General features: G+C 50.6%; 15 protein-coding genes. 9 read left to right on the top strand and 6 right to left on the bottom strand.

What is annotated here, in order from left to right:
• Nucleotides 1-44: 44 nt before the first annotated feature.
• From dgcA to gbdR, 4 genes are all read right to left on the bottom strand, one after another.
• On the bottom strand, nt 45-2,108 hold the full coding sequence (gene dgcA, locus F566_RS0107915) for a dimethylglycine demethylation protein DgcA (RefSeq protein ID WP_020406454.1): 2,064 nt from the start codon (nt 2,106-2,108) through the stop codon (nt 45-47).
• Between the two features lie 104 nt (nt 2,109-2,212).
• Nucleotides 2,213-2,749 (bottom strand): 4-vinyl reductase, encoded by a 537-nt coding sequence (locus F566_RS0107910; RefSeq protein ID WP_020406453.1) that lies wholly within the window; start codon nt 2,747-2,749, stop codon nt 2,213-2,215.
• A 55-nt stretch (nt 2,750-2,804) separates the two neighbouring features.
• Complete coding sequence (locus F566_RS0107905; protein ID WP_020406452.1) at nt 2,805-3,782, bottom strand: dipeptidase; 978 nt, start codon at nt 3,780-3,782, stop codon at nt 2,805-2,807.
• A gap of 343 nt (nt 3,783-4,125) precedes the next feature.
• Entirely contained in the window at nt 4,126-5,316 is a 1,191-nt protein-coding gene (gene gbdR / locus F566_RS0107900) for a choline metabolism transcriptional regulator GbdR (protein WP_020406451.1), read from the bottom strand.
• A gap of 722 nt (nt 5,317-6,038) precedes the next feature.
• Here gbdR and fdhA point away from each other — a divergent pair.
• The 9 genes from fdhA to F566_RS0107855 all read left to right on the top strand — a co-directional run bounded on the left by fdhA (nt 6,039) and on the right by F566_RS0107855 (nt 21,104).
• Nucleotides 6,039-7,238: a formaldehyde dehydrogenase, glutathione-independent gene (gene fdhA / locus F566_RS0107895; protein WP_020406450.1), complete on the top strand. Its 1,200-nt coding sequence runs from the start codon at nt 6,039-6,041 to the stop codon at nt 7,236-7,238.
• A 135-nt stretch (nt 7,239-7,373) separates the two neighbouring features.
• Nucleotides 7,374-7,928: a formate dehydrogenase subunit gamma gene (locus F566_RS0107890; RefSeq protein ID WP_020406449.1), complete on the top strand. Its 555-nt coding sequence runs from the start codon at nt 7,374-7,376 to the stop codon at nt 7,926-7,928.
• Nucleotides 7,925-9,505: a formate dehydrogenase beta subunit gene (locus tag F566_RS0107885; RefSeq protein WP_020406448.1), complete on the top strand. Its 1,581-nt coding sequence runs from the start codon at nt 7,925-7,927 to the stop codon at nt 9,503-9,505. Before F566_RS0107890 ends, F566_RS0107885 begins: the two co-directional genes overlap by 4 nt.
• Nucleotides 9,506-9,516: 11 nt before the next feature.
• A complete protein-coding gene (gene fdhF / locus F566_RS0107880) occupies nt 9,517-12,402 on the top strand; it encodes a formate dehydrogenase subunit alpha (RefSeq protein ID WP_020406447.1) in 2,886 nt (961 codons plus the stop codon).
• A gap of 232 nt (nt 12,403-12,634) precedes the next feature.
• The gene (fdhD, locus tag F566_RS0107875) at nt 12,635-13,495 is read left to right on the top strand and encodes a formate dehydrogenase accessory sulfurtransferase FdhD (protein ID WP_020406446.1); all 861 of its coding nucleotides are present in this window, start codon (nt 12,635-12,637) and stop codon (nt 13,493-13,495) included.
• 41 nt (nt 13,496-13,536) lie between these two features.
• Entirely contained in the window at nt 13,537-13,752 is a 216-nt protein-coding gene (locus tag F566_RS0107870) for a formate dehydrogenase subunit delta (protein WP_020406445.1), read from the top strand.
• A gap of 253 nt (nt 13,753-14,005) precedes the next feature.
• Nucleotides 14,006-15,193: a two-component system response regulator gene (locus tag F566_RS0107865; RefSeq protein WP_020406444.1), complete on the top strand. Its 1,188-nt coding sequence runs from the start codon at nt 14,006-14,008 to the stop codon at nt 15,191-15,193.
• Nucleotides 15,194-15,195: 2 nt separating this feature from the next.
• On the top strand, nt 15,196-20,160 hold the full coding sequence (locus tag F566_RS0107860) for a PAS domain S-box protein (RefSeq protein ID WP_020406443.1): 4,965 nt from the start codon (nt 15,196-15,198) through the stop codon (nt 20,158-20,160).
• Nucleotides 20,161-20,180: 20 nt separating this feature from the next.
• The gene (locus F566_RS0107855) at nt 20,181-21,104 is read left to right on the top strand and encodes a sensor domain-containing diguanylate cyclase (protein ID WP_020406442.1); all 924 of its coding nucleotides are present in this window, start codon (nt 20,181-20,183) and stop codon (nt 21,102-21,104) included.
• 65 nt (nt 21,105-21,169) lie between these two features.
• On the opposite strand, the gene F566_RS0107850 is transcribed toward F566_RS0107855, so the two are convergent.
• Together F566_RS0107850 and lpdA are read right to left on the bottom strand one after the other, a co-directional pair.
• Entirely contained in the window at nt 21,170-22,426 is a 1,257-nt protein-coding gene (locus F566_RS0107850) for a valine--pyruvate transaminase (RefSeq protein WP_020406441.1), read from the bottom strand.
• Nucleotides 22,427-22,542: 116 nt separating this feature from the next.
• Nucleotides 22,543-23,958 (bottom strand): dihydrolipoyl dehydrogenase, encoded by a 1,416-nt coding sequence (gene lpdA / locus F566_RS0107845; RefSeq protein WP_020406440.1) that lies wholly within the window; start codon nt 23,956-23,958, stop codon nt 22,543-22,545.
• Nucleotides 23,959-24,063 lie beyond the last annotated feature (105 nt).

Genomic DNA, 24,063 nt, shown 5'->3' with positions numbered 1-24,063 from the left:
TCTCTTTCTTCCGCTAGGTTTTTGCTGTATGCATATCGCTCGGATTAAAGATCCTTACACAGACGCATGGCATCATAGATCGCAGCGTGAGTATTGCGTTGAGATACGCAGTCTCCCAGGCGCCACAAAATCATGCCGTTGCCTGCTTCAGCCAGTACCGGCTGCGCTTTGCAGTCGAACAGAGCCTCCACATCGATCTGTCCCTTGTTAACGGATTCCGCTTTCAGTTCATAGTAGAGCGCTTCGTTCGGACGCGTGCCGTTTTCCACGACGATCTGGTCCACGACGCGCTCTTCTTTCTGGCCGGTGTATTCGTTTTCCAGCACCGCTACCACTTTGTCTCCCTCCCGGTAGACTTTCTCCAGCATGAAATCAGAGGTCATGATGACTTCTTTCTCATACAGGCTGCGGTAATAGGTAGGGAAGGTGGTTCCACCGATACCGACACCTGGTTTGATGTCATCGGTGACCAGTTCTACCAGCGAGCCTTTGGATGCCAGATAGTCAGCCGCGGACATTCCGGAGAACTCACAAATGGTGTCATAGACCAGCACGTTTTTACCTGGCTCCACAGTGCCGTTCAGAATATCCCAGGAGGATACGACCAGGCCTTCATCAGCTCCCCATTCGGGATTCTGCTCGATAAATGGCACGCCACCAGTGGCCAAAATGCAGACGTCCGGGCGGATATCCCGAATCATGTCGGCATTTGCCGCTGTGCCCAGACGAAGTTCAACGCCCAAACGCGCAAGCTCAAGGGCAAACCAGCGGGTAATACCGGCAATCTGATCACGTTGAGGAGCTTTGGAGGCAATGGTGATCTGGCCGCCGAGTTCATCAGCTTTTTCTACCAGAATGACTTCATGTCCCCGTTCGGCTGCGACACGGGCTGCTTCCATGCCACCGGGGCCTCCACCGATAACAAGTACCTTGCGCTTGGGTCCTTCGGTTTTCTCGATGATGTGAGGAATGCCCATGTACTCACGTGAAGTCGCGGCATTCTGGATGCAAAGTACATCAAGACCCTGATACTGACGGTCAATACAGTAGTTCGCACCGACGCATTGGCGAATCTGGTCCACCTGATTCATTTTGATCTTGGCAATAATGTGCGGATCAGCAATGTGGGCCCGAGTCATACCGACAAAGTCCACGTAACCGGCTTCCAGAATACGCTGGGCCTGATTTGGGTCTTTGATGTTCTGGGCATGGATTACCGGGACATCTACCACCTCTTTGATTCCGGCAGCCAGGTGCAGGAAGGGCTCGGGTGGGTAGGTCATGTTCGGGATAACATTGGCGAGGGTGTTGTGAGTGTCACAACCGGAACCGACCACGCCGAAGAAATCGATCATGCCGGTGTCGTTGTAGTATTTGGCAATCTGCTTCATGTCATCATGTGACAGACCGTCTGGATGGAATTCGTCACCACAGATACGCAGACCGACGACAAAGTCCGGGCCAACCTCTTCGCGCACGGCTTTCAGCACTTCAATGCCGAAACGCATACGGTTTTTGAAAGTGCCGCCCCATTGGTCGGTACGCTTGTTCACACGGGGAGACCAGAATTGGTCGATCATGTGCTGGTGAACCGCTGATAGTTCAACACCGTCCAGTCCGCCGGCCTTGGCGCGTCCCGCCGCTTTGGCGAAATCACCGATGACGCGCCAGATTTCTTCCTCTTCGATGGTTTTACAGGTGGCACGATGCACCGGCTCACGGATTCCGGAAGGAGACATCAGGTTAGGCCAGTTTTCACCGTCCCAGCGGGAACGACGTCCCATGTGGGTGATCTGGATCATGATCTTTCCGCCATGCTTATGCACGGCATCCGCAAGATTCTGGAAGTGGGGGATGATTCTGTCAGTAGACAGATTGACGGATTTCCACCAGCTTTGGGGGCTGTCGATGGCTACGACACTCGAACCGCCACAGATACACAGACCACAGCCGCCTTTGGCTTTTTCTTCATAGTATTTGACATATCTATCTGTGGTCATGCCGCCGTCAGTGGCATAAACCTCTGCGTGGGCTGTACTGACCACCCGGTTACGGATCGTCAGCTTGTTGATGTTCAGTGGGCGGAAGAGTGCTTCAAATTGGGACATGTGTTACCCCATCCATTCTTATCTTGCGTTTACCTATGGTGTGACATCACACCATTCGAAAGCCTTTTAAGGGAAAGACCAAACCGTCAGTTCCGACTTGTTCCTCAGTCAGCCTTTGGTGTTACTTCGAACACTCCATAGTCCACCCCGTCCTCGGCGGCACATTGAATCTGTTCTGCGACAGTTTTGACGCTGTACCCAAGGGATTCAGCAATCTGGTCCATCGCGCCGGCAAACCAGCCGGTAAACATATAATCGACTTTGCGGTTCACTTTTCCGTATTGATAAACGAAGGCTGAATGATCCAGGCGAACCCTGGCATATCCTTCTTTGATATTCAGGTTTTCAATGCTGAATATGCCCCAGCCCCGTTGGGAAAGCCGCTTCATATAGTGTTCAAATACCGCATCGCCGCTCAGGCCATGAGCTTCTGCTTCCTTCTCGCACCAGTACCAGGCGGACTTATAGCCGGCCTTGTACAGAATGTCCGCATAGCGTTCAGGTCCCAGTTCCTCTTCGATGGCCATATGATTATTGACGAAGAAGTGTCTTGGTACGTAAAGCATCGGCAGTGCATCGGTCATCCAGACGCCGGTTTCATCGTCTACCATGATCGGCATTTCAGGAGCGTGGCTTCCCATCGTTATATTCACCTTTTCTACTTATTTGAAATTCGTTTTTGGTACCGGCAAGGGGTTACTCACCCCAAACGTCTGCCAATACTCTTACCCAGTTTTCGCCCATGATCTTGCGCACGGCTGTTTCCGAGAAGCCGCGGCGCAGTAACGCCTCTGTCAGATTAGGGAATTCGCCGACGGTACGGATACCTTCAGGATTCACGATCTTTCCGAAGTTGGTCAGGCGGCGGGCATAACCTTTGTCGTGCGTGAGCCATTCAAAGAATTGCTTGTCATGCCCCTGGGTGAAATCAGTCCCAATGCCGACCTGATCTTCACCGGCAATGTTGACGATGTATTCAATGGCTTCCACATAGTCTTCAATGGAAGAGTTGATGCCGTTTTTCAGGAAAGGCGCGAACATGGTCACGCCGATAAAACCACCGTGGTCTGCGATAAACTTGAGCTCTTCGTCAGACTTGTTGCGGGGATGGTCTTTCAGTCCGGAGGGCAGACAGTGGGAGTAGCAGACAGGTTTTTTGGACTCCAGAATAACTTCTTCGGAAGTCTTGCTGCCGACATGGGAGAGATCGCACATGACGCCGACACGGTTCATTTCAGCCACGATCTCGCGTCCGAAATCTGATAATCCACCGTCGCGCTCATAGCAGCCGGTACCGATCAGGTTTTGGGTGTTGTAGCACATTTGCACCACACCGACGCCGAGATCCTTGAAAACCTGAACGTAACCGATCTGATCCTCATAGGCGTGGGCATTCTGGAAGCCCATCATAATGCCGGTCTTGCCTTCAGCTTTTGCCTTGCGAATGTCGTCGGTAGTGTGAACCTTCATTACCAGATCGCTGTTTTCCTCGATCAGGTGGTTCATTTCCACAATGTTGTTGACGGTATTCTGGAAGCCTTCCCAGACGGAGACTGTGCAGTTCGCAGCCGTCAATCCGCCTTTTTTCATATCTTCAAACAGCTCCCGGTTCCATTTGGCGATAATCAAACCATCGATGATGATGGAATCCTTGTGCAACTCGGCTGCGTTCATCTGCTCACCCTTTACCTGTTATCCGCGTTCATTCAGAAAAATGAAGGCTTTTGGCATTCATTGATGAAGTGAGTATATCGGGCATGTTTTTGCCTAAATTCACTGGAAACGACAGCACCGATACCAAAATCGGCAAGTTTGGGAAATAAAAAAATACTTTGGCGGAGATAGGGGTAAAAATGCTGCCAGACGTTGTGGTTCAGGGGTTTTGGAGAGGGTGAGGATGATCCGTCATTTGGGGTGACGGTGAATGGATATAAGCTGGAAAGACGTCAAAAAAAGAAAAGAGCGGGTTGTTTAACCCGCACTCATGTTTTGTAGATGTGGTTCCGTCAAGGTCCGATCAGGTCGGGTCGGTCAGAATGGCGACATCTGCAGTGATAACCGTATTTTCCGGAGGAGTAAACCGCATGGGGGCGGCCATAAAGTTCACCGCTCCATAGCTGGGTTCAGCCTTGGCTGCGCGCAGAGCTTGAGACGATCTTGATGGGTGCGCTGGGTTAACGTCATAGCCGGCCATATTAGCTGCGGCGGTATCCACCTGTTTCAATGCCCAGACTGCTGCCCGTTCTTCTTTCGGAGAAATTCCGATGTATTTGCGGTAACAACGGCTGAAGTGAGGCGGGGAGACAAAGCCACACATGGCTGAAATCTCGATGATGGACCTCGTGGTCTGCTTCAGCAACTGGCGAGCGCGATCAAGTCTTAGTTTCAGGTAGTAGCGTGAGGGAGTGCAGCCAAGATGCTTCAGGAACAATCTTTCCAGTTGACGCCTGGATACGCCGACAAAGGTCGCCAGCTCTTCCAGTTCAATCGGCTCTTCGATGTTGTTTTCCATCAGCTCGGTGATTTCAGCGAGTTTTGGCTGGGCTGGCGTCAGCAGTCGGCGCAGAGGGACTCTTTGCTGTTCGCTGTCTGACCGTACGCGGTCACAGACAAACATGTCGCAGATAGCGCCGGTCAGTGCTTTGCCGTGTTGGCGGGTGACCATGCTCAGCATCATGTCCAGTGGCGCTCCACCGCCGGTGCAGGTCATACGGTCACGATCCAGGGTGTACAGGCGATTGGTGCAGTTAACCTTGGGGAACTGTTCCTGCAGAGCAGCCAGGCATTCCCAATGGGCGCTGCAGGAATAGCCGTTTAACAGACCGGCGCTGGCAAGCACATAGGCGCCAGTGCAGACAGCACCCAGCATGACATGCTTGCGTGCCTGTGACTGTAGCCAGGTCACTTCTTTCTGGTTGAAACTGCGGGTGATATCGACGCCGCCGACCACGATCACCACGTCAAAGTTGTCTTTGGTGGTGATGGAGGCATCGGCTCCGATGGAAATGCCGTCGCTCGCACCCACAGGGTTGCCATCGGCAGACAGCAACTGCCAGGTGTATAGTTCGTTTCCGGAGAGCTGATTGGCCATTCTGAGCGGTTCGATAGACGATGCCAGAGCAATCAGAGTAAAGTTGTCGATCAGGAGAAATCCAACACGAAAGGGCTTGGGGCCGTCTTGTCTGGACTGAGAAGAAAAGTCATTCATGGATACAAACTCCTCCGCCTTATCGCTAAGGCTGCATAACAGGCTTAATAATTTAAGCTACGCTGTTCGCCAATGGAGGGGGCTTTGCATAATCAGACTGATAAACAGCCAGATACAGCATCGGGACCCCAGTTTATTTTTGTTTTCTCTCGGTATCCTTCATATAGAGAATCACAAATATGCTGCCTGCTGCCTTTTCTCACCTGATTTGTGTCTGCCGAAAAGCGACACAAAAGAGGTCCCTGAAAGGCCCATGCGACATACTCTCTATCGATGAATCGTCATGAGGTGATGCGATATTACAACTGGCCTTGTTTGTCTATTTGCCTAAAAGCGACATCATTTACCTCAAACCCGGTCCGATAGCGACCATAATATCCACTTAGCGACATACGTAAAACCCAAAATTCCCCTTCAGCCGATAATTTTACATTTTGATACGTATATTTACCTAAATCACTGGCAGCTATAGAAAAAATAAGGAGTGAAGGGCTTCTGTCATCGACGTTCAACTTACTCTTCAAGCATATATCTGATTAATAAATAGACAGTTATTGCCTAAAAACGGCGTGTCGCCGACAGGTTCAGAAATACAATGAACATGTCGCTATCGAGCATGTTGGGTTTTATAGCTCTCGATAGAGTAGAAGGACGTTTAGTCGGGTGAATTGTTGCACCTCTCATAGACGGCAAACCCACAGAGAAAATAAAAAGGAAAAGGTATGAGCAGCCATCATTCAAACCGCGGGGTGGTCTATCAGGGCCCCGGCCAAGTCGCTGTAGAATCCATTGATTTTCCAAAACTGGCGCTGGGTAATCGCAAGTGCGATCACGGCGTTATTCTGAAAGTTATCAGCACCAATATTTGTGGTTCCGACCAGCATATGGTTCGTGGCCGTACAACCGCACCCCAAGGTCTGGTGTTGGGGCATGAAATTACCGGTCAGATTATTGAATGTGGCCGTGATGTGGAATTCCTGAAACCCGGTGATATTGTCTCCGTTCCATTCAACATTGCCTGTGGTCGCTGCCGCAACTGTAAAGAAGGCAGAACCGGTATCTGTCTGAATGTAAATCCAGCTCGCCCCGGCGCTGCGTATGGTTATGTAGACATGGGTGGATGGGTCGGTGGTCAGGCCGAGTACGTCATGGTTCCTTATGCTGATTTCAACCTGTTGAAATTCCCGGACGCAGAACAGGCACTTGAGAAAATTGGTGATCTGACTCTATTGTCCGATATTTTCCCCACGGGCTTCCACGGCTGTGTGACAGCAGGGGTCGGACCGGGTTCAACCGTCTATATCGCCGGTGCCGGCCCGGTAGGACTTGCCGCCGCAGCTTCTGCGCATCTATTGGGAGCCGCCTGCGTGATCGTTGGCGACATGATTCCTGAGCGTCTTGAGCAGGCCAGAAGCTTTGGCTGTGAAACCCTGGATCTGAGAGAGGAAGGTGAGCTGTCCGAGAGAATCGAGCAGATTCTGGGTGAACCGGAAGTGGATTGTTTCGTGGACTGTGTCGGCTTCGAAGCTCGTTGTCACGGTTGTCACCACGATGTTGAACAGCCTGCTGTGGTGCTGAACTCTGCCATGCAACTGACTCGCGCCGGCGGTCAGATCGGTATCCCAGGGTTGTACGTCACCGAAGATCCGGGTGCCACTGATGATGCGGCCAAGCACGGTTCACTCAGCATGCGGTTTGGACTGGGTTGGGCGAAATCCCATTCTTTCCACACAGGTCAGTGCCCGGTCATGAAATACCACCGGCAACTGATGCAGGCGATACTGTTTGATAAGGTCCAGATCGCCAAAGCGGTGAATGTCCAGATGATTACTTTGGATCAGGCGCCTGCCGGTTACGCGGACTTTGATGGAGGAGCGGCGAAGAAATTCGTCATAGACCCACATGGAATGGTGGCTGCGTAAACTGTCAGTCATTGAAACCGTCGATGGTTTCGAAACTGCAGGGAGGTATCACTGTTCGGGTAGCGAGAAGCTGGCCGGGAGTGGTACCTCTCTGGTATTACGAACGTACTTAGAAGTCTTCCCTGGAACCAAGCCATGACCAAGCTTTCCTCCTCATCTGCAGACCGGGAACCGGAATTTCGTCAGGCAGACACCTCAGATACCGACGAGATTATTGCCGGTATTCTGGTCAAGCTGAAGAACAAACCCGGTGCTCTACTGCCGATCCTGCACGCAATTCAGAATCAACTGGGATACATCCCAAGCGATTCCATTACCCAGATTGCCGAAGCTCTGGGACAGACCCGGGCAGAAATCCATGGCGTCATCACGTTTTACCACGAATTCCGCACCCAGCCAGGTGGTGCACATCATGTCCAGATATGCAGGGCAGAGGCTTGTCAGGCGAGAGGCAGTCGCGAGCTGGAAGAGCATGCCAAGGCCACTTTAGGCCTGTATTATCACCAGACTTCAAGAGACCAGGAAATTACACTGGAACCGGTTTATTGCCTGGGGAACTGTGCCTGTGGGCCAAGTGTCCGGGTGGATAACCGTATTATTGGTAGAGTAACGCCAGCACGCTTTGACCGGATTGTCGACGAACTGACGACTGCCGCGGTGAATGTATCAGGTCTTGAGAAAGTAGGGTGAAAAGCGTGACGAAGATTTTTATACCAAGAGATACCACGGCACTTTCTCTGGGCGCTGAAGATATTGTTTTTGCCATGAAAGAGGCAATACAGGAAAGAGGTCTGGACGCTGAGATTGTTAGAAATGGCTCGCGTGGTATGTTCTGGCTGGAACCGCTGGTCGAAGTGGACACGCCGGAGGGGCGCGTTGCCTATGGTCCTGTGCAGCAGGAAGATGTCGTCTCATTGCTTGATAACGGGCTACTGGAAGGCGCTTCCGGCCATCCGCTGTATTTGGGCAAGACGGAGGAAATTCCCTATCTGAAGAAACAGCAGCGTCTGACCTTCGCTAGAGCGGGTATTACAGATCCTGTTTCGATAGAAGAATATATGGCGCTGGATGGTTATGCCGGTTTGAAAAAAGCACTGGAAATCACCTCCCAGGAAATTGTTGATGAAATTAAAGCCTCGGGACTTCGTGGTCGCGGCGGAGCCGCGTTCCCTGCCGGTATAAAATGGCAGACCGTGCTGGACGCCAGTGCAGATAACCCCGGTAATCGATACAGCGGAGAAAAGTACATAGTCTGCAACGCCGACGAGGGAGATTCAGGCACTTTTGCTGACCGCCTGGTCATGGAAGCGGACCCCTATGTCCTAATTGAAGGAATGACCATCGCAGGTATCGCGGTCGGTGCGGAGAACGGCTTTATCTATTTGCGTTCTGAATATCCTGTAGCCCACCAAATCCTGGACGAAGCTATCACTCGCGCCATGAATGCGGGACTTCTGGGGAATGATATTCTGGGGTCCGGCAAGAACTTTCATCTGGAAGTCAGACTCGGTGCCGGTGCCTACATCTGTGGTGAGGAAACCTCATTGCTGGACAGCCTGGAGGGCAAGCGGGGGATGGTCAGGGCCAAGCCTCCATTACCGGCCATCAAAGGTTTGTTCGGACAACCGACGATTGTGAATAACGTTCTTACCCTGGCCGCAGTGCCTTATATCCTTGATAAAGGTGCCCAGGCCTATGCGGATTTCGGCATGGGCAGGTCTCGGGGAACTCTCGCATTTCAGCTTGCCGGCAATATTAACTGTGGAGGCATGGTAGAGCTGGCCTTCGGTACCTCTCTTAAGGAATTACTCGATGATTTCGGTCAGGGGACAGCTTCTGGTCGACCGATGCGGGCGATACAAGTGGGGGGGCCACTGGGCGCTTATATGCCTGAGGAGCAATGGGATACTCCGCTTGATTATGAGGCTTTCGCAGCCGTAGGTGCTGTATTGGGACACGGCGGCATCGTTGTCTTTGATGATCAGGTGGACATGGCCGAACAGGCCCGTTTTGCCATGGAATTCTGTGTAGAAGAGTCCTGCGGCAAATGCACTCCCTGCAGAATCGGCTCAACGCGGGGTGTGGAAGTGATAGACCGGATTGTGGCAGATGAAAACCGTGACGCCAATCTTCGCCTACTCGATGAACTTTGCGATACCATGGAGTTCGGGTCTCTTTGTGCAATGGGTGGCATGACACCCAATCCGGTACGCAGTGCGGTGAAGTACTTTGCCGATGACTTTGATAAGCCGTCCGGGCGGAGTTGAGGAGACGAAAAATGATTGAATATTACCAACCTCAGGCCGGTCAGAATCTCGCGTTTGCAGATATTGATCTCGGTACACCCGCTGTAAACAGTGATACTACTGTGACTATGTCGGTTGACGGCGTTGAGGTTACTGTACCTGCAGGGACCTCTGTTTTACGAGCTGCGGCTTTAGCCGGAATCCAAATCCCCAAACTCTGTGCCAGTGATAACCTGGAATCCTTTGGTTCCTGTCGTTTGTGTGCGGTTCAAATTGAAGGCCGTCGCGGAATGCCCGCCTCATGTACGACGCCCGCAGAAGAGGGCATGAAGGTCACCACCCAGAACGATAAGTTGGCGACCTTACGCCGAAACATCATGGAACTGTACATCTCCGACCATCCCCTCGACTGCTTAACCTGTCCGGCCAACGGTAACTGTGAGCTACAGGATATGGCCGGTGTCGTTGGCCTGCGCGAGGTGAGATACGGGTTCAGTGGTGATAACCATCTGGACGCGGAAAAAGACCACAGTAACCCTTATTTCAGTTTTGATCCCAGTAAATGCATTGTCTGCTCCCGCTGCGTCAGAGCCTGCGAAGAGGTGCAGGGGACCTTTGCATTAACTATTCAGGGACGTGGATTCGAGTCCAAGGTAGCTGCAGGTCAGAATGAAGACTTTCTGGCGTCCGATTGTGTTTCCTGCGGTGCCTGCGTGCAGACTTGTCCAACCTCCACCTTGATGGAGAAGAGCATTATTGATCAGGGCCAGCCTGATCACAGTGTGGTTACCACCTGTGCCTATTGTGGTGTGGGCTGTTCTTTCAAGGCAGAAATGAAAGGTAATCAACTGGTGCGCATGACGCCATATAAGGGCGGTGCTGCCAATCATGGTCATTCCTGCGTGAAAGGGCGATTCGCCTTTGGTTATGCAACCCATCAGGATCGTCTGACGACGCCTATGATCCGTGACAGTATCGACCAGCCTTGGAAGCCAGTGAGTTGGGAGGATGCGATACAGTTTGCTGCCGACCGAATCAAAGGCATTCAGGCCAAATACGGCAGAGAAAGTGTCGGTGGTATCACATCCTCGCGCTGCACTAACGAGGAAACCTATCTGGTGCAGAAACTGGTGAGGGCCGCGTTTGGCAACAACAACACGGATACTTGCGCACGGGTCTGCCATTCGCCCACGGGTTACGGTTTAAAAACTACTCTGGGCGAGTCTGCGGGGACTCAAACATTTGATTCAGTGATGGAATCCGATGTGATCATGGTCATCGGGGCTAACCCCACCGATGCGCATCCGGTATTCGGTTCTCTTCTGAGAAAGCGCCTACGCCAGGGGGCCAAGCTGATCGTGGCGGATCCTCGTCATATTGATTTGTTGAAGACGCCTCATCTGGGTGAAGCGATTCATCTACCGCTCAGACCCGGTACCAACGTGGCCCTGGTGAACGCCATGGGGCACGTGATTGTGACCGAAAATCTGGAGAATCAAGCGTTTATCCAGAATCGTTGTGATACGGCGCTTTACAGCAAATGGCGAGAGTTTATCGCTCAGGAGAGAAATTCCCCCGAAGCGAGTGAGTCCATTACCGGAGTACCGGCAGCGCAGGTGAGAAAAGCGGCGCGTGTTTACGCACAAAAAGGTAATTCGGCCATTTATTACGGGTTGGGCGTCACAGAGCATAGTCAGGGAAGTACCATGGTCATGGGGATTGCCAATCTGGCCATGGCGACAGGCAATATTGGCCGCGATGGCGTGGGCGTCAATCCGCTGCGCGGGCAGAATAATGTTCAGGGCTCTTGCGATATGGGGTCATTTCCTCATGAGCTTCCAGGTTATCAGCACGTTGGTGTTGATGAACTGCGGAAGAACTTCGAACAGGCCTGGGGCGTGGACATTGACAATGAACCGGGGCTGCGTATTCCGAACATGTTCGACGCCGCCATTGAAGGAACCTTTAAGGGGCTCTATGTGCAGGGTGAGGATATTGCCCAATCAGATCCCAATACCCAGCATGTCCAGAAAGCGCTGAGCTCCCTCGAATGTTTGATCGTGCAAGACCTGTTTCTGAACGAAACGGCCAAGTATGCCCATGTGCTTTTGCCAGGTTCATCATTCCTGGAGAAAGACGGGACATTTACTAACGCAGAGAGAAGGATCAGCCGGGTGCGGAGGGTTATGCCGCCGGTCGCCGGTAAGCAGGACTGGGAAGTGACACAGGATCTGTCTAACGCACTGGGATACCCAATGAATTACGGCCACCCATCGGAAATTATGGATGAAATATCCCGACTCACGCCAACCTTTACTGGCGTGAACTATCAGCGCCTGGAGCAACTCGGAAGTATTCAGTGGCCTTGTAATGACGATCATCCTGTGGGCACACCGATAATGCACGTGGAAGATTTTCCGATAGGAAAAGGTCGTTTTGTTCTGACTGAATATGTTCCGACCGAGGAACGATCAACCCGAAGGTTCCCTCTATTGCTCACGACAGGGCGTATTCTGAGTCAGTATAATGTTGGCGCCCAGACGCGACGGACTGATAATCAGATTTGGCATGACGAAGATGTTCTGGAGCTGCATCCACATGATGCGGAGGAACGCGGTATCAGGCATGGTGATTGGGTGGGTATTACCAGTCGGGCCGGAGACACGGTGATGCGGGCAGTCGTCAGTTCGCGCATGCAACCGGGGGTTGTATATACCACATTCCACCATCCGGGTAGTGGCGCCAATGTCATCACTACGGATAATTCGGACTGGGCAACTAACTGTCCTGAGTATAAAGTCACGGCCGTGCAAGTGGAGAGAGTCACACAGCCATCAAACTGGCAGCAGCGACATCAGGAATTCGATCAACAACAGCGTCATTTCCTGAACAGCACCACCGCGGAAACCGGGGGGTGAATGCCCACTAGAAGTGTCGGCGGCCTATATATAGTGTTGATGTGATGGTCACCAGGTAAACTTTAGTAATGAGAGTCAGTGGGAAAGTTAAAGGAGAGCGGGCTTGCCCGCTCAACGGATTCAAGCTCATGTATTGAGGCCAGCTTTCAATAGCGGCGATAGTAGGTCTTTGGTCTGCTACACCGACTGCAGGGAGGAATAAACCAGACAAGTCCAGTAGAAGAGTAACTGAATGAGCATAGAGACAATGCCAAGGAGTCAAGCGGATAAATCTCGGGTAAACCGGCAGGACGCAGGTTTCTCGCAGACAAGGGTCAGCGTTGTCTCGAATTCAGAAAACGGATGGGAAACCGAGGATCTGACTGACTTTGTTGTGGAAGAGAGACCTGTTGCGTTGGTATATAACGGTGTGTCCCATGCGGTCATGATGGCAACACCCCAGGACCTTGAAGATTTTGCCCTTGGTTTCAGTCTTTCCGAAGGGATTATTCACCACCCAGAGGAAATGTTCAGCTGCGATATTATTGAAAACAACGATACCAGGGACGCTCGCTCAATCGGGCTTGATTTGCAGCTTCATATCCACGGTGAACGAATGCATTCGTTAAAATCCAGACACCGAGCCATGGCCGGCCCGACTGGTTGTGGGCTGTGCGGCAAGCGATCTCTGGAGGAAACCCTGAAGACTGTTCCGGCAGTGACGCGACAACAGAAGCCTTCCCCACAGACGATTCAAAACGCCATTCAATGTATCACTTCAGGCCAGCGAATCCAGCTCATGACCGGTGCCTGCCATGCGGCCGCCTGGATGAGTTTTGATGCCCAGCCGGTGGCTATTCGAGAAGATGTCGGAAGGCATAATGCATTGGATAAGTTAATAGGCGCCCTGGCAATACGAAAAATCAAGCCGGAATCAGGGTTTCTGGTGGTGACCAGCAGAGCCAGCTATGAAATGGTCTATAAAGCTGCCACTGTCGGTATCACAACTTTAGTGGCGGTATCCGGTGCGACAGGACTGGCTGTTGAAACTGCCAGGAATACAGGAATGAATTTAATCGGCTTTGCCCGGCAGGGGCGTCAGGTCGTTTATTAGCGATTGTTTCCGGGTTGAAAGCTATTCATTGAGGAAGATGTATGATCTACGATAAAAACCAGCAGTTAGTTAAAATGATCAACCAGATCGCTGTGAATAATGCCTACGACGATGATTTGGAGCGTGCTGCAGACGCTGTGGCAAGCCATGTCAGGAAATTCTGGGCCAAATCCATGAAACAGGATATTCGATCATTTGCGGAGGCTGGAGGCGAGGGATTGAACGATATTGCGAAAGCGGCTGTTAACAGAATTTAAAATCCATCAAAATGTTATAAGTTGTCGCCATCCGACAGTAAGCCCCAAAAACCTTTTAATCCGCCCATTTGAGCTGGAGAAAGTGCTCAGCCTCTCCAGCCTGTCAGTATTTTGTCACACTTATTACCTTCTTTTACGCTTTCTAAAAACGGATTTTCTACTATATTCGTAGTCATACAATAAGTTGTCTAAAAAATGGTCTGATTCCTGTTGTGTGAGTTAATTGTGACCAGTAACTCAGGAGAGTATTACTGTGCCGCGGGTGTTAATCGTAGATGATCACGAAGTAACTCTTTCAATCATGTCCGCAGCCTTAAAAGGGCTTGGAATTGAGGAGCCAGTAAAAGCGACGAATGGCCTAAGGGCGATAGAAGAAATCCATAGTGCCTCAGAAGGCTTTGATATCATCTTTTGTGACCTCAACATGCCTGAAGAAGACGGACTATCCTTTCTCCGAATGCTTGCTGATATTCAAAGCGGCGTCGCTGTGGTCATCATGAGTGCAGAGGAAAAGGAAGTTCTGGACTCTTCAGAAACGATTGCTTCTCGCTATGGACTTAATATTGTCGGTGTTGTTGAAAAGCCTGTTACTGCCGCACAGTTAAAAGAGTTCATTGAACAGACAAAGAGGGAAAAATACCAAAGCGCCGACAAGGACACTGTCTCAATGACTGCTACAGAGTTGGCTGAAGCGATTTCAGGGAATCTGCTGTGCGTATATTTTCAGCCGCAAATCGACCTGAGGAATCGACAAATCTGTGGTCTGGAGGCTTTGGCGCGGATCAATCATCCCGTAGAAGGGATTCTTGCCCCTGACAGTTTTATCAAAGTCGCAGAAGAAACTGAACAGATCCATCGGCTGACAGATATCGTTATCGATGAATCGCTCAAGTGGTTAAAACTCTGGCGTTCGGAAGGACACGACATCACGATTTCAATTAATCTCTCGTCCCGGGTGCTGGGAGATTCAGGCTTTGCAGAAAGGCTTTCACGCTTTGCAGCAGAATATGATATCCCGCCTCAATGTATTACTTGTGAACTCACAGAAACCATGTTGACAGGTGATGTGACAACATTGCTGACCAATATGACGCGCCTGCGAATGATGAAGTTCAAATTATCGATCGATGATTTTGGTACTGGCTATGCCTCACTGGAGCAGTTACACGGCCTGCCATTCCATGAACTCAAGATCGATAAGTGCTTTGTGAAAGACTTTGGAACCAGGGAGAAATCAAGGTCGATTTTGGTCCACAGTTTACGACTGGCGAAGGACATGAAACTCACCACAGTAGCCGAGGGGGTGGAAACAGAAGCCACTCTTAAGGCACTCAAGCTGCTGGGGTGCCAGGTAGCGCAGGGTTATTTCATTTCACGCCCGTTAGCACCTGAAGAAATCACCCCCTTGCTAGCCAGCGGTTTATCTGGCCGGACGTCATAGTAATGACAATTCAACATAAGCAAATCACTCTCTTTGGCCTCTTTGGGACTCTATTGTTTGCACTTTTATATGGCCTCTCCCATAAAGTATCGGAGCTGGTCGAAGGCAGGGTGATGCTTGATATTGAGAACAGGTCGGGGTTGATCATGTCATCTGTCGACCGCAACCTATTCGTGCGTTATCAAGACCCTCAAGCATTTGTCCTCAGTCTTGGGGAGCTTTCCGGGAAAAGTATTATCCCCCCTGGCCAGTCAGCAGAAAAACTGGAGAAAGTCCTGAATCGTTTTGTCCAGCAATATCATGTCTACAAACATATTTTGATTCTGGACGTAGAAGGTCGGCTGATTGCTACCAGTACTCAGGATAGTAAGGGGCAGAGAATGAGGCGGCCGGACATTTTAGCGGAAGATGTTCAATCAACGCGATGGTTTCAGGAGGTGCTGGAAGAGCGCTATTTTCAGTTAAAAGAGGGGGTCGCCGGGACAGTGGTCTATGGCCCTTCGAGGTATTCGGTTCCCTATCAGAAGGCATCGGGGGCTGAGTTTGAAATGGTGTTCGCCGCGCCGATCAAAAACACTTCGGGGGAGATTATTGGCGTGTGGGCCAATATCCTCGATTTTTCAGTCATTGAAGATATCTTTGCCGAAAACTATCGGGCGCTTAGCGAAGAAGGATTTGTCAGTGCCGAACTGATGTTGTTGGATGACAAAGGGAGGATGATTGTTGATTATGATCCTGTTCATCGTTCCGTTGCCCGCTATGTGCGTGACTTTGAAATCCTCGGAAAAAGGAATCTGGTTCAGCAGGGAGTAGAGAGTGCCCGGATGGCTGTCGCAGGATTAAGTGGCGCGGGGATCTCAACACACTATGCCAAAGACTACCAGCAGGTGGCCGGTTACACTCACAGTCAGGGAGTTTATGATTTTCCCGGGATGAATTGGTCTACCATTGTCGGTATCCCTCTAGAGGAGGCTTACAAGGAATCGAAGCAGCTTTTTGACTTGGTTTTTTATATCAGTACCTTTCTTATTCTGGCTCTTCTGTCGCTGGGGATGTTGTTGGCTTTCAAGACCAGCTATCCGTTACGCAAACTGACCAACATTGTCAGAAAAATGTCGACAGGTGACTTAAGTAATCCGGTTCCGGAGGTAAAGACTCAGGATGAAGTCGGTGAAATCTCCAGAGCAATAGAGGTTTTTAGGGAGCGCTTGATTGAGGGTATTTCTCTGCAGGAAAAAACTGAAGTACAACAGCGCGAGTTGGAAATCAGTCGTCGAGCCATTGAGGTGACCGCTACGGGAATTGTGGTTTGTGACGCGCGAGCAGAGGATACTCCGATCGTCTTTATCAACAGGGCGTTTGAAAAACTCACCGGTTACTGTGAAAAAGAAGTCATTGGAAGAAACTGTCGTTTTCTGCAGGGAAAAGAGTCAGATCAGGCACAACTGAGGGTTTTGCGTGAGGCTATTCATAAAGGGGCATCCTGTAATGTTGTGATTCGAAATTATCGCAAAGATGGTACACCGTTTTGGAACAATCTAAGAATTGATCCTGTTTACAATGATGCAGGAGAACTGACTCATTTTATTGGCGCACAGACAGACGTTTCGGAAATAAAGCAACTGCAAAGTGAAGCACGACGGGAAATGGAGAGAAGAGTCGCTGAACGCACAAGAGCTTTACAGGCGACAGAAAGCCGGATGAGGGCCATATTTGATACCGCGATTGACGGCACTGTCGTGACAGATGACGACGGCATCATTCTCGATGTAAACCGATCCATTGAGCTGTTGTTCGGATGCATCAGGGAAGAGCTTATCGGGAATAATCTATCGATTCTGCTGACCGAACCTTATCGCTCGGAGCAGGCTTCTTTCCTTGAGAGCTTTAAATCCAAAGGTAATAGAAAAATCGTCGGCGAATCTATTTCCGTAATGGGATGTCATAAATCCGGACGTGTCATTCCCCTGGAGCTCTCTATTGGCGAAACCTGGGTAGAGGGAAATCGCCTGTTTGTGGCAATAATGCGGGATGTTACCCAGGCCCTCACATCGCAGGAAAACCAGGAGAGGTTGAGTGAGGAACTGCGGGAAAGTGAACAACGATACCGGGCGGCTTTTGATCTTGCGCCTGTCGGTATCGCCAGGGTGAGTATCGACGGTCACTGGCTGGAAATAAACAACAAGCTTTGTGACATGTTGGGGTATGACAAAGAGGATTTGCTGAACAGCAGCTTTGAATCGATTGTGCATCCAGATGATCTGCCGTCGGACAAAGAGCAGCTTAAGAAAGTACTGGACGGAGAGATACAGTCATACACCATCGATAACCGGTATTTTAGAAAACCCGGCGAAGCGATCTGGATAAATTTATCTGTGTCCCTGGTAAAGGACAGATTAGGCAATCCGAAATACTTTATCTGGATCCTTGAAGATATCAATGAACGGAAGAAGTTCGAGCAGCAGTTGGAAATCGCCCGGCTGGAGAGAGAAGAGTTGCTGAGTGGCTTTAGTCTGGCAACGGAAGCTGGTGGAATCTGTATCTGGAGCTGGGACCTGATGGAAAACTATATCCAGTGGGATCAGCGGATGTATCAGCTTTACGGCCTTGACCCCGAAACCTCGGTTAACTATAAAATCTGGACAGATGCCATTATTGATGATGAAAAAGAAGAAGCCGAGAGACAGATACAGGATTTGATTTCGAATCGGGAATCTCTCGCTACCGAGTATCGAATAAGCCGCTATAGCGACAAACAGGTCAGGTGGGTCAGGGCTGCTGCGGTGGTAATCAAAAATGATAATGGCGTACCCGTCAAAATGTTCGGCATTAATCAGGATATCTCCAGCGAGCGTCTTGCTCAGAAAGCGCTGGAGAAGGAAAGTCGTAATGCTCGACAGGCGAGCGAGGCAAAATCCCGTTTTCTGGCCACTATGAGTCATGAAATCCGGACCCCGATGAACGGTGTGATTGGTATGATCGACCTGCTGCGGGATACACAGCTATCAGCCGATCAGACGAAAATGGCGAATACCATTCGTGAGTCCGCCTTTTCGTTATTGGATATCATCAATGACATATTGGATTTCTCAAAGATTGAGGCCGGTCAGATGTCTCTGGCACCGGTATCCACTTCATTGCTGGACATTGTTGAAAGAAGTGTTGAGGCTCTCTGGGCGCAGGCGGCCAGCCAGAATATTGACATTTTTATTGACGCAGATCTCTCTATTCCTCCAAGGCTGTTTCTGGATCCGGTACGCCTGCGTCAAATACTGCTCAACCTGCTTGGCAATGCCATTAAATTTTCCCGGGGCACTGGCCGGCACGGCGAAGTCTGGGTCAAATTGGAATTGCTCTCTAAAGACACTCAACGAGTTGAAGAGAATGAAGCTGAAGAGATCCAGATAACAATAGAAGATAATGGCATCGGGATGACCGATCAGCAGATCTCCAACCTGTTTCGGCCCTTCTCTCAGGCGGATAGTTCTACCACAAGGAATTATGGCGGAACAGGGTTAGGGCTGACGATTACCAAGTCCTTCATTGAAATGATGGGAGGACGGATTGCTGTTCAGAGCGAGATAAGACAGGGCAGCCAATTTGTATTTGTTATTCCTTGCTGCAGATCGAATGATAAGGTTGCCAATATCAATGATCTGAAACTGGCCAATCTGTCTATATTGGTGGTGATGGAGCATGAAAAATTTGCCAATACCATCTGTAGTCAGGTCACCCAGTTGGGTGGCCGGGCTATTGATACCAGAAACCTGGAACATGCGGCTGAAGTCATAGGAGACTTTGCCGATCCCAAGTATAAGTTAGACATTTGTATTTTGAGTCCAGATATCTCGGTGTCTCAATTCAAAGAGAAAGTCGCAGCTCCGGCAGTATCCGATATGCGGTACCTAATGCTGACGAAAAATGCTTCTGCTAAAACAGGGCAGATACAGAATGACCAGATAGTGGTGGGAGCCCATCCTCTCAAGCCGACGGACCTGTTGACTGCTATTGCGATCCTGGCCGGACGGGAGAGCCTGTTTATTGAGTTTCATGAGTTCAACGAAGACGATACTTCTTATCAACAGGAGGTGGTGCCAACTATTTCAGAGGCTGAGCGGGATGGCAGCCTCATTCTCGTTGCGGAAGACCAGCCAATAAACCGGGAAGTCTTGGAGAAGCAACTTGGGAAGTTAGGATACGCCTGTGTGATGGTCGCCAATGGTCGTCAGGCATTAAACGAGTGGCAGCAGGGACGGTTTGCATTGTTGCTGACTGACTGCCATATGCCGGAGCTGGACGGATTTGAACTGACTTCTAAAATCCGGCACCAGGAATCACTGAATAGCCAGCTGGGGCGGACGCCGATTGTTGCTATTACTGCCAATGCATTGGTTGGTGAAGCCGATCATTGCCTGGCGGCCGGAATGGATGACTATCTGTCAAAGCCTGTTGATTTGAAAAAACTGAAACTGACGCTGGCGAAATGGATTAAACGGCGTTCCACGGCTGGCTACAATGAAGTAAAAAAGAAGGCCGGCTCCGAGACTGCCACGTCATCAGGAACACAAAGCATTGATGGGTCTGAGCAACCCCCCGAGGTGAAAGAACATAGGGCCAATGGAGACAAAACTCCGATCGACTGGAGTGTTTTGTCAGAGGTTCTTGGGACAGAAGATAGAATTATCATCGCCAATGTTCTCCAATTCTACTGGCAAACGGTTTCAAAGGAATTTGGGGGCATTGACAGGGCCATCGAGAATACTGATTCCAAAGCACTTAAAAATCGGGTTCATGCGGCTAAAGGGGCTGCCTTATCTGTCGGCGCGCCATACCTGACGCAAACTCTGACGGAGCTTCAGGAGGCCTCTGCGAGCGAGGATTGGGAAGAAATCAACCTGGTCATCGAAAAAGTACGGAACGAACTGGGACGGGTTGGAGATTATCTTGAATCAGAAAAAATTCTTTAGGTTTTGTTAAGGGTGTCCTCGTGTATCAGACTTTGATCAATGCCTTGCCTTTTACTGATTTTGAAGTAGCCTGCAGAGCTGTGCTGGCCTTCCTCCACGACCGTCTCGGTTTTGATATGTGGATGATGACCAGAGCCAATGGAGAGGACTGGATTATCCTGCAGACGGAGGACTACAGCTATTACATCGAAGAAGGTACCACCCTGAAGTGGACAGACTCCTTCTGTTCACTAATGATGGAAAATAAAGGCCCCCGTGTGGCTCCCTGTTCCCGTGATATAGAAGCTTATGTCAAGGCGCCGATTGCAAGGCAGATGAATATCGGAGCTTATTTCGGCGTTCCGGTATTGCAAGAGGATGGCAGGTTATTCGGCACGCTTTGTGCGATTGATCCTGAACCCCAGCCTCAATCTATTGAAGCAGAGCTTCCCTTGGTTGAGCTGCTCGCCAGCCTGTTGGGGAGCATTCTCTCCAAGGAATTGAAGGCATTGGATCAGGAGAGGCGTTTTAAGCTTACACTCTCAGTCGATCTTATGGATGAAACAACGACTTTGCCAAACCGGAGAGCCTGGGACCAGGCTGTTGCCCGTGAAGAGTATATTGCTTCTCGTTATGGTAGTCCCATTTGTGTAGCCGCGTTGGAGATCGTTCAGAAAGGCGTCGAAAGCCAGAACGGGAATCCGGCCTATGTCAGTCAGGCAAGGAGTGTGGCATTCAGTCTGCAAAAGACACTGCCTTCCTCGGCATTTATTGCCAAAGTCGGCGAAGGTGTTTTTGGGGTTCTGATGCCTGAATATTCCCGCGCGATGGCCTCGCCCATACTTGAGCGATCAGTGGAAGCGCTGCAACTAGAAGGCATCCCTATGAGATATGGCATGAGCATGAGACGTTCGGAAGAAGGGGTAAGTCAAGCGTTTATGGAGGCTGTGAAAGCAAAGAACTGAAGTTGCTGTAACCAGAAAGATTAATAAGAGAGAAAAAGAGGGCGGCATACGCCGCCCGAGTGCCGTCACTCCAAATCGTAAGCTTTACGCGCTTCTTCTGCGATAATCCTGACTCCCTGTCTGACGGTGTCAGCGTCCTGTGCATAGGACACTCTTAAACATTGGTTCTTATGGGCCCATTCATCTTCAATGCCCACGAAGAAATTGTGACCAGGCACAACAAGAACACCGCGTTGTTTCAGTCGCTGATACATTTCCTGGCTGCCGATAGGCAGGCCTTCAAACCATACCCACAGGAATATGGCGCCCTCGGGTTTGTGGATTTGATAGGGCAGATCTCCCATTTCCTGCCTGAACCAATCTACGACCTGGGTGGAGCGTTCCCGGTAAAACGGCAATATATGATCCCGGCTCAGGGAGAGAATCTGATCGTTGCGAAACATCTGGTGGGCAAGGGCAGGTCCCATCGTGCCGCAAGATAAGCTGATCACTGCGTTGGCCCGGGTAAAGGCCTGAATCACTTCTTCGCTGGCAACGACAATGCCGGTCCGTGCCCCTGGTAGCCCTAATTTGGAAAGGCTTAGCACCAGAATGGTATTGTCATTCCAGAATGGGGTCACCTCAGTAAAGATGATATTGGGGAACGGTAATCCATAGGCTCCGTCGATAATCAAAGGGATGTCGTTAGCTCTGGCCAACTCGTCCAGCATTGATATTTCATTATCTGTCAGAACATTTCCTGTCGGATTCGTAGGGCGGGAAACGCACATCGCCGCTGTATTGTGATCAACGTTCAGATTTGAGAAATCAATGTGATATTTGAACAGATGATCTTCGAGTCTCTCGATCTTGGGTCGTGTTGCTGTAAAGAACGACGAGGTCAGCCCAACGTCGCGATAACCAAGGTATTCAGGTGACAGCGGCAGGTGAATGGCTCGGCGTGTATCGTCCGACATCTCCCCGGCCAACATGTTGTACAGCATAAAGAAAGCTGACTGACTACCATTTGATACCGCGATGTTTTGGCAACTGAGGCTCCACCCAAATTGCTTGTTGAGGAAAGCGGCCACTTCCTTGCGGAATTCCTTTTCTCCCTGAGGGGATTGATATATCCCGAACAGACTGTGTCTTTGTTGGGGATCTTCAAGTATGGATTCCATATTTTCCCTGAAGACTTGCTCGACGGCGGGCAGGCGACCAGGATTACCGCCCCCCATAAAAATCATATCGGGATTTTCTGACAGGGCGTTCCCCAGATCATCCATCAATTCTACAATTCCGGAATCCCCTGCGAACTTCTCGCCAAACGCAGAAAGTTTCATAATGGCCTCATTGTTTTTATCTTTGTATCTGATTTTATGTGTGAATATCAGTCTATCTAACCGGCTTTCACTCTTTCCTGCTTTTTATTCTTGTTCCTGCTTCAGTATTTGGAAGTCTACCGCTGGCTGGTGTGAATGGCTTTGCCAAGCCCAGCCATTGCGGCTTCCATGGTGGCTTCGCTCAAGCTGGGGTGGACGTGAATGGTGTGGGCCAGGTCTTCCAGTCGAGCACCCATTTCCAGCGCCAGACTGAATTCACCGCTGAGTTCCGCGATATGGGCCCCCACCGCATGTATGCCCAGGATGACATGGTCTGACTTGCGTGCCGTAATGCGGACAAAACCGCCATCCTGGCCGGCTTCCATAGTCAACGCCTTACCGATTGCCGCAAACGGGAATGTCCCAACAATGATTTCATGTCCGGCTTCTTTCGCCTGGTCTGGGGTGAGGCCTATGCTGACGATCTCGGGCTCAGTGAAGCACACGGCAGGAATGGCTACGGAATCAAACTCGCGACGGTAGCCGGCAATGATCTCGGCCACCATTTCCCCTTGTGCGGATGCCTTGTGAGCCAGCATTGGTTCTCCAACCAGGTCACCGATGGCCCAGACATTCTTCATGGCGGTTCGGCATTGTTTGTCCACTTTAACAAACGGCCCATCCATATCCAGACACATATTGTCGATTCCCCAGCCTTCAACATTAGGCTTGCGGCCGACAGTGACCAGCACCTTGTCCGCTTCCAGCTGCTGCTGTTCGCCGTTCTTGTCAATAAAATTGAGGAGTGGGCGACCATTCATGGTCTCGACGCTGTCAGCTTTGGCTTTCAGGTGCAGGTCAATTTTCTGTTTCTTCAGCCACTGCTCTATGGGGCGTGTCATTTCTTTATCGTAGAGGGACAGAATTTGATCCTGGCCTTCAATAAAGGTCACTCTTGCGCCCAGCTTCCGATAGGCAATGCCCAGCTCCAGACCGATATAACCCGCACCAATAACGACCAAGTGACCCGGCACGGAAGTCAGCTCAAGTGCTTCGGTTGATGAAATAACATGTTCACCGTAGGGAATGTTGGGGAGTTGTGTGGCTTGAGAGCCATTAGCCAGGATGACATGCTCTGCCTGAAGATTGACTTTTCCTTCTGCGGTACTCACAACACAGTGCTTGGCGTCAGAAAACTCTGCCCAGCCTTTGATAACTTTGACGCCGGCTTTCTTTAACAGGCCCTCGACGCCTTGAGTCAAGCGATCAACAATGCCGTCTTTCCAGCCCATCATATTGCCGAGATTGAGTTCCGGAGAGGATGTCAGCGAGATGCCAAGTTTTCCGCTGCCAGCATGGGCCAGCAATTCTTCGTAGCGGGTCGCTGCATGGATCAGGGCTTTCGATGGAATGCAGCCGCGGATCAGGCAGGTGCCTCCAGGACGATCGGCTTCCACCAATACAGTATCCAGCCCCAGTTGGCCAGATCTTATGGCGGCGACATAACCGCCGGGGCCACCGCCTACTACGAGTACTTTGCAGGTTGTTGTCATGATGCTTGTTCCACTTTTATTCTGTCATTGCAGGATCGAACCCGACCCTGCTTAAGTTCTTTTCTCGATAATTACCGACTGAAATCGAAGTCATTCAGATCCAAC

This window comes from Hahella ganghwensis DSM 17046 (assembly GCF_000376785.1).
GTDB lineage: Bacteria > Pseudomonadota > Gammaproteobacteria > Pseudomonadales > Oleiphilaceae > Hahella > Hahella ganghwensis.
This window is presented reverse-complemented; position numbering and strand designations above follow the sequence as displayed.

Excerpts from the sequence above, each read along its gene's own strand:
- F566_RS0107890 (WP_020406449.1), top strand. The coding sequence starts at position 7,374 with ATGACCAAGCTTTCCTCCTCATCTGCAGACCGGGAACCGGAATTTCGT.
- dgcA (WP_020406454.1), bottom strand. The coding sequence starts at position 2,108 with ATGTCCCAATTTGAAGCACTCTTCCGCCCACTGAACATCAACAAGCTG.
- F566_RS0107905 (WP_020406452.1), bottom strand. The coding sequence starts at position 3,782 with ATGAACGCAGCCGAGTTGCACAAGGATTCCATCATCATCGATGGTTTG.
- F566_RS0107870 (WP_020406445.1), top strand. The coding sequence starts at position 13,537 with ATGATCTACGATAAAAACCAGCAGTTAGTTAAAATGATCAACCAGATC.
- F566_RS0107850 (WP_020406441.1), bottom strand. The coding sequence starts at position 22,426 with ATGAAACTTTCTGCGTTTGGCGAGAAGTTCGCAGGGGATTCCGGAATT.
- fdhA (WP_020406450.1), top strand. The coding sequence starts at position 6,039 with ATGAGCAGCCATCATTCAAACCGCGGGGTGGTCTATCAGGGCCCCGGC.
- fdhF (WP_020406447.1), top strand. The coding sequence starts at position 9,517 with ATGATTGAATATTACCAACCTCAGGCCGGTCAGAATCTCGCGTTTGCA.
- F566_RS0107910 (WP_020406453.1), bottom strand. The coding sequence starts at position 2,749 with ATGGGAAGCCACGCTCCTGAAATGCCGATCATGGTAGACGATGAAACC.
- F566_RS0107860 (WP_020406443.1), top strand. The coding sequence starts at position 15,196 with ATGACAATTCAACATAAGCAAATCACTCTCTTTGGCCTCTTTGGGACT.
- fdhD (WP_020406446.1), top strand. The coding sequence starts at position 12,635 with ATGAGCATAGAGACAATGCCAAGGAGTCAAGCGGATAAATCTCGGGTA.
- lpdA (WP_020406440.1), bottom strand. The coding sequence starts at position 23,958 with ATGACAACAACCTGCAAAGTACTCGTAGTAGGCGGTGGCCCCGGCGGT.
- gbdR (WP_020406451.1), bottom strand. The coding sequence starts at position 5,316 with ATGAATGACTTTTCTTCTCAGTCCAGACAAGACGGCCCCAAGCCCTTT.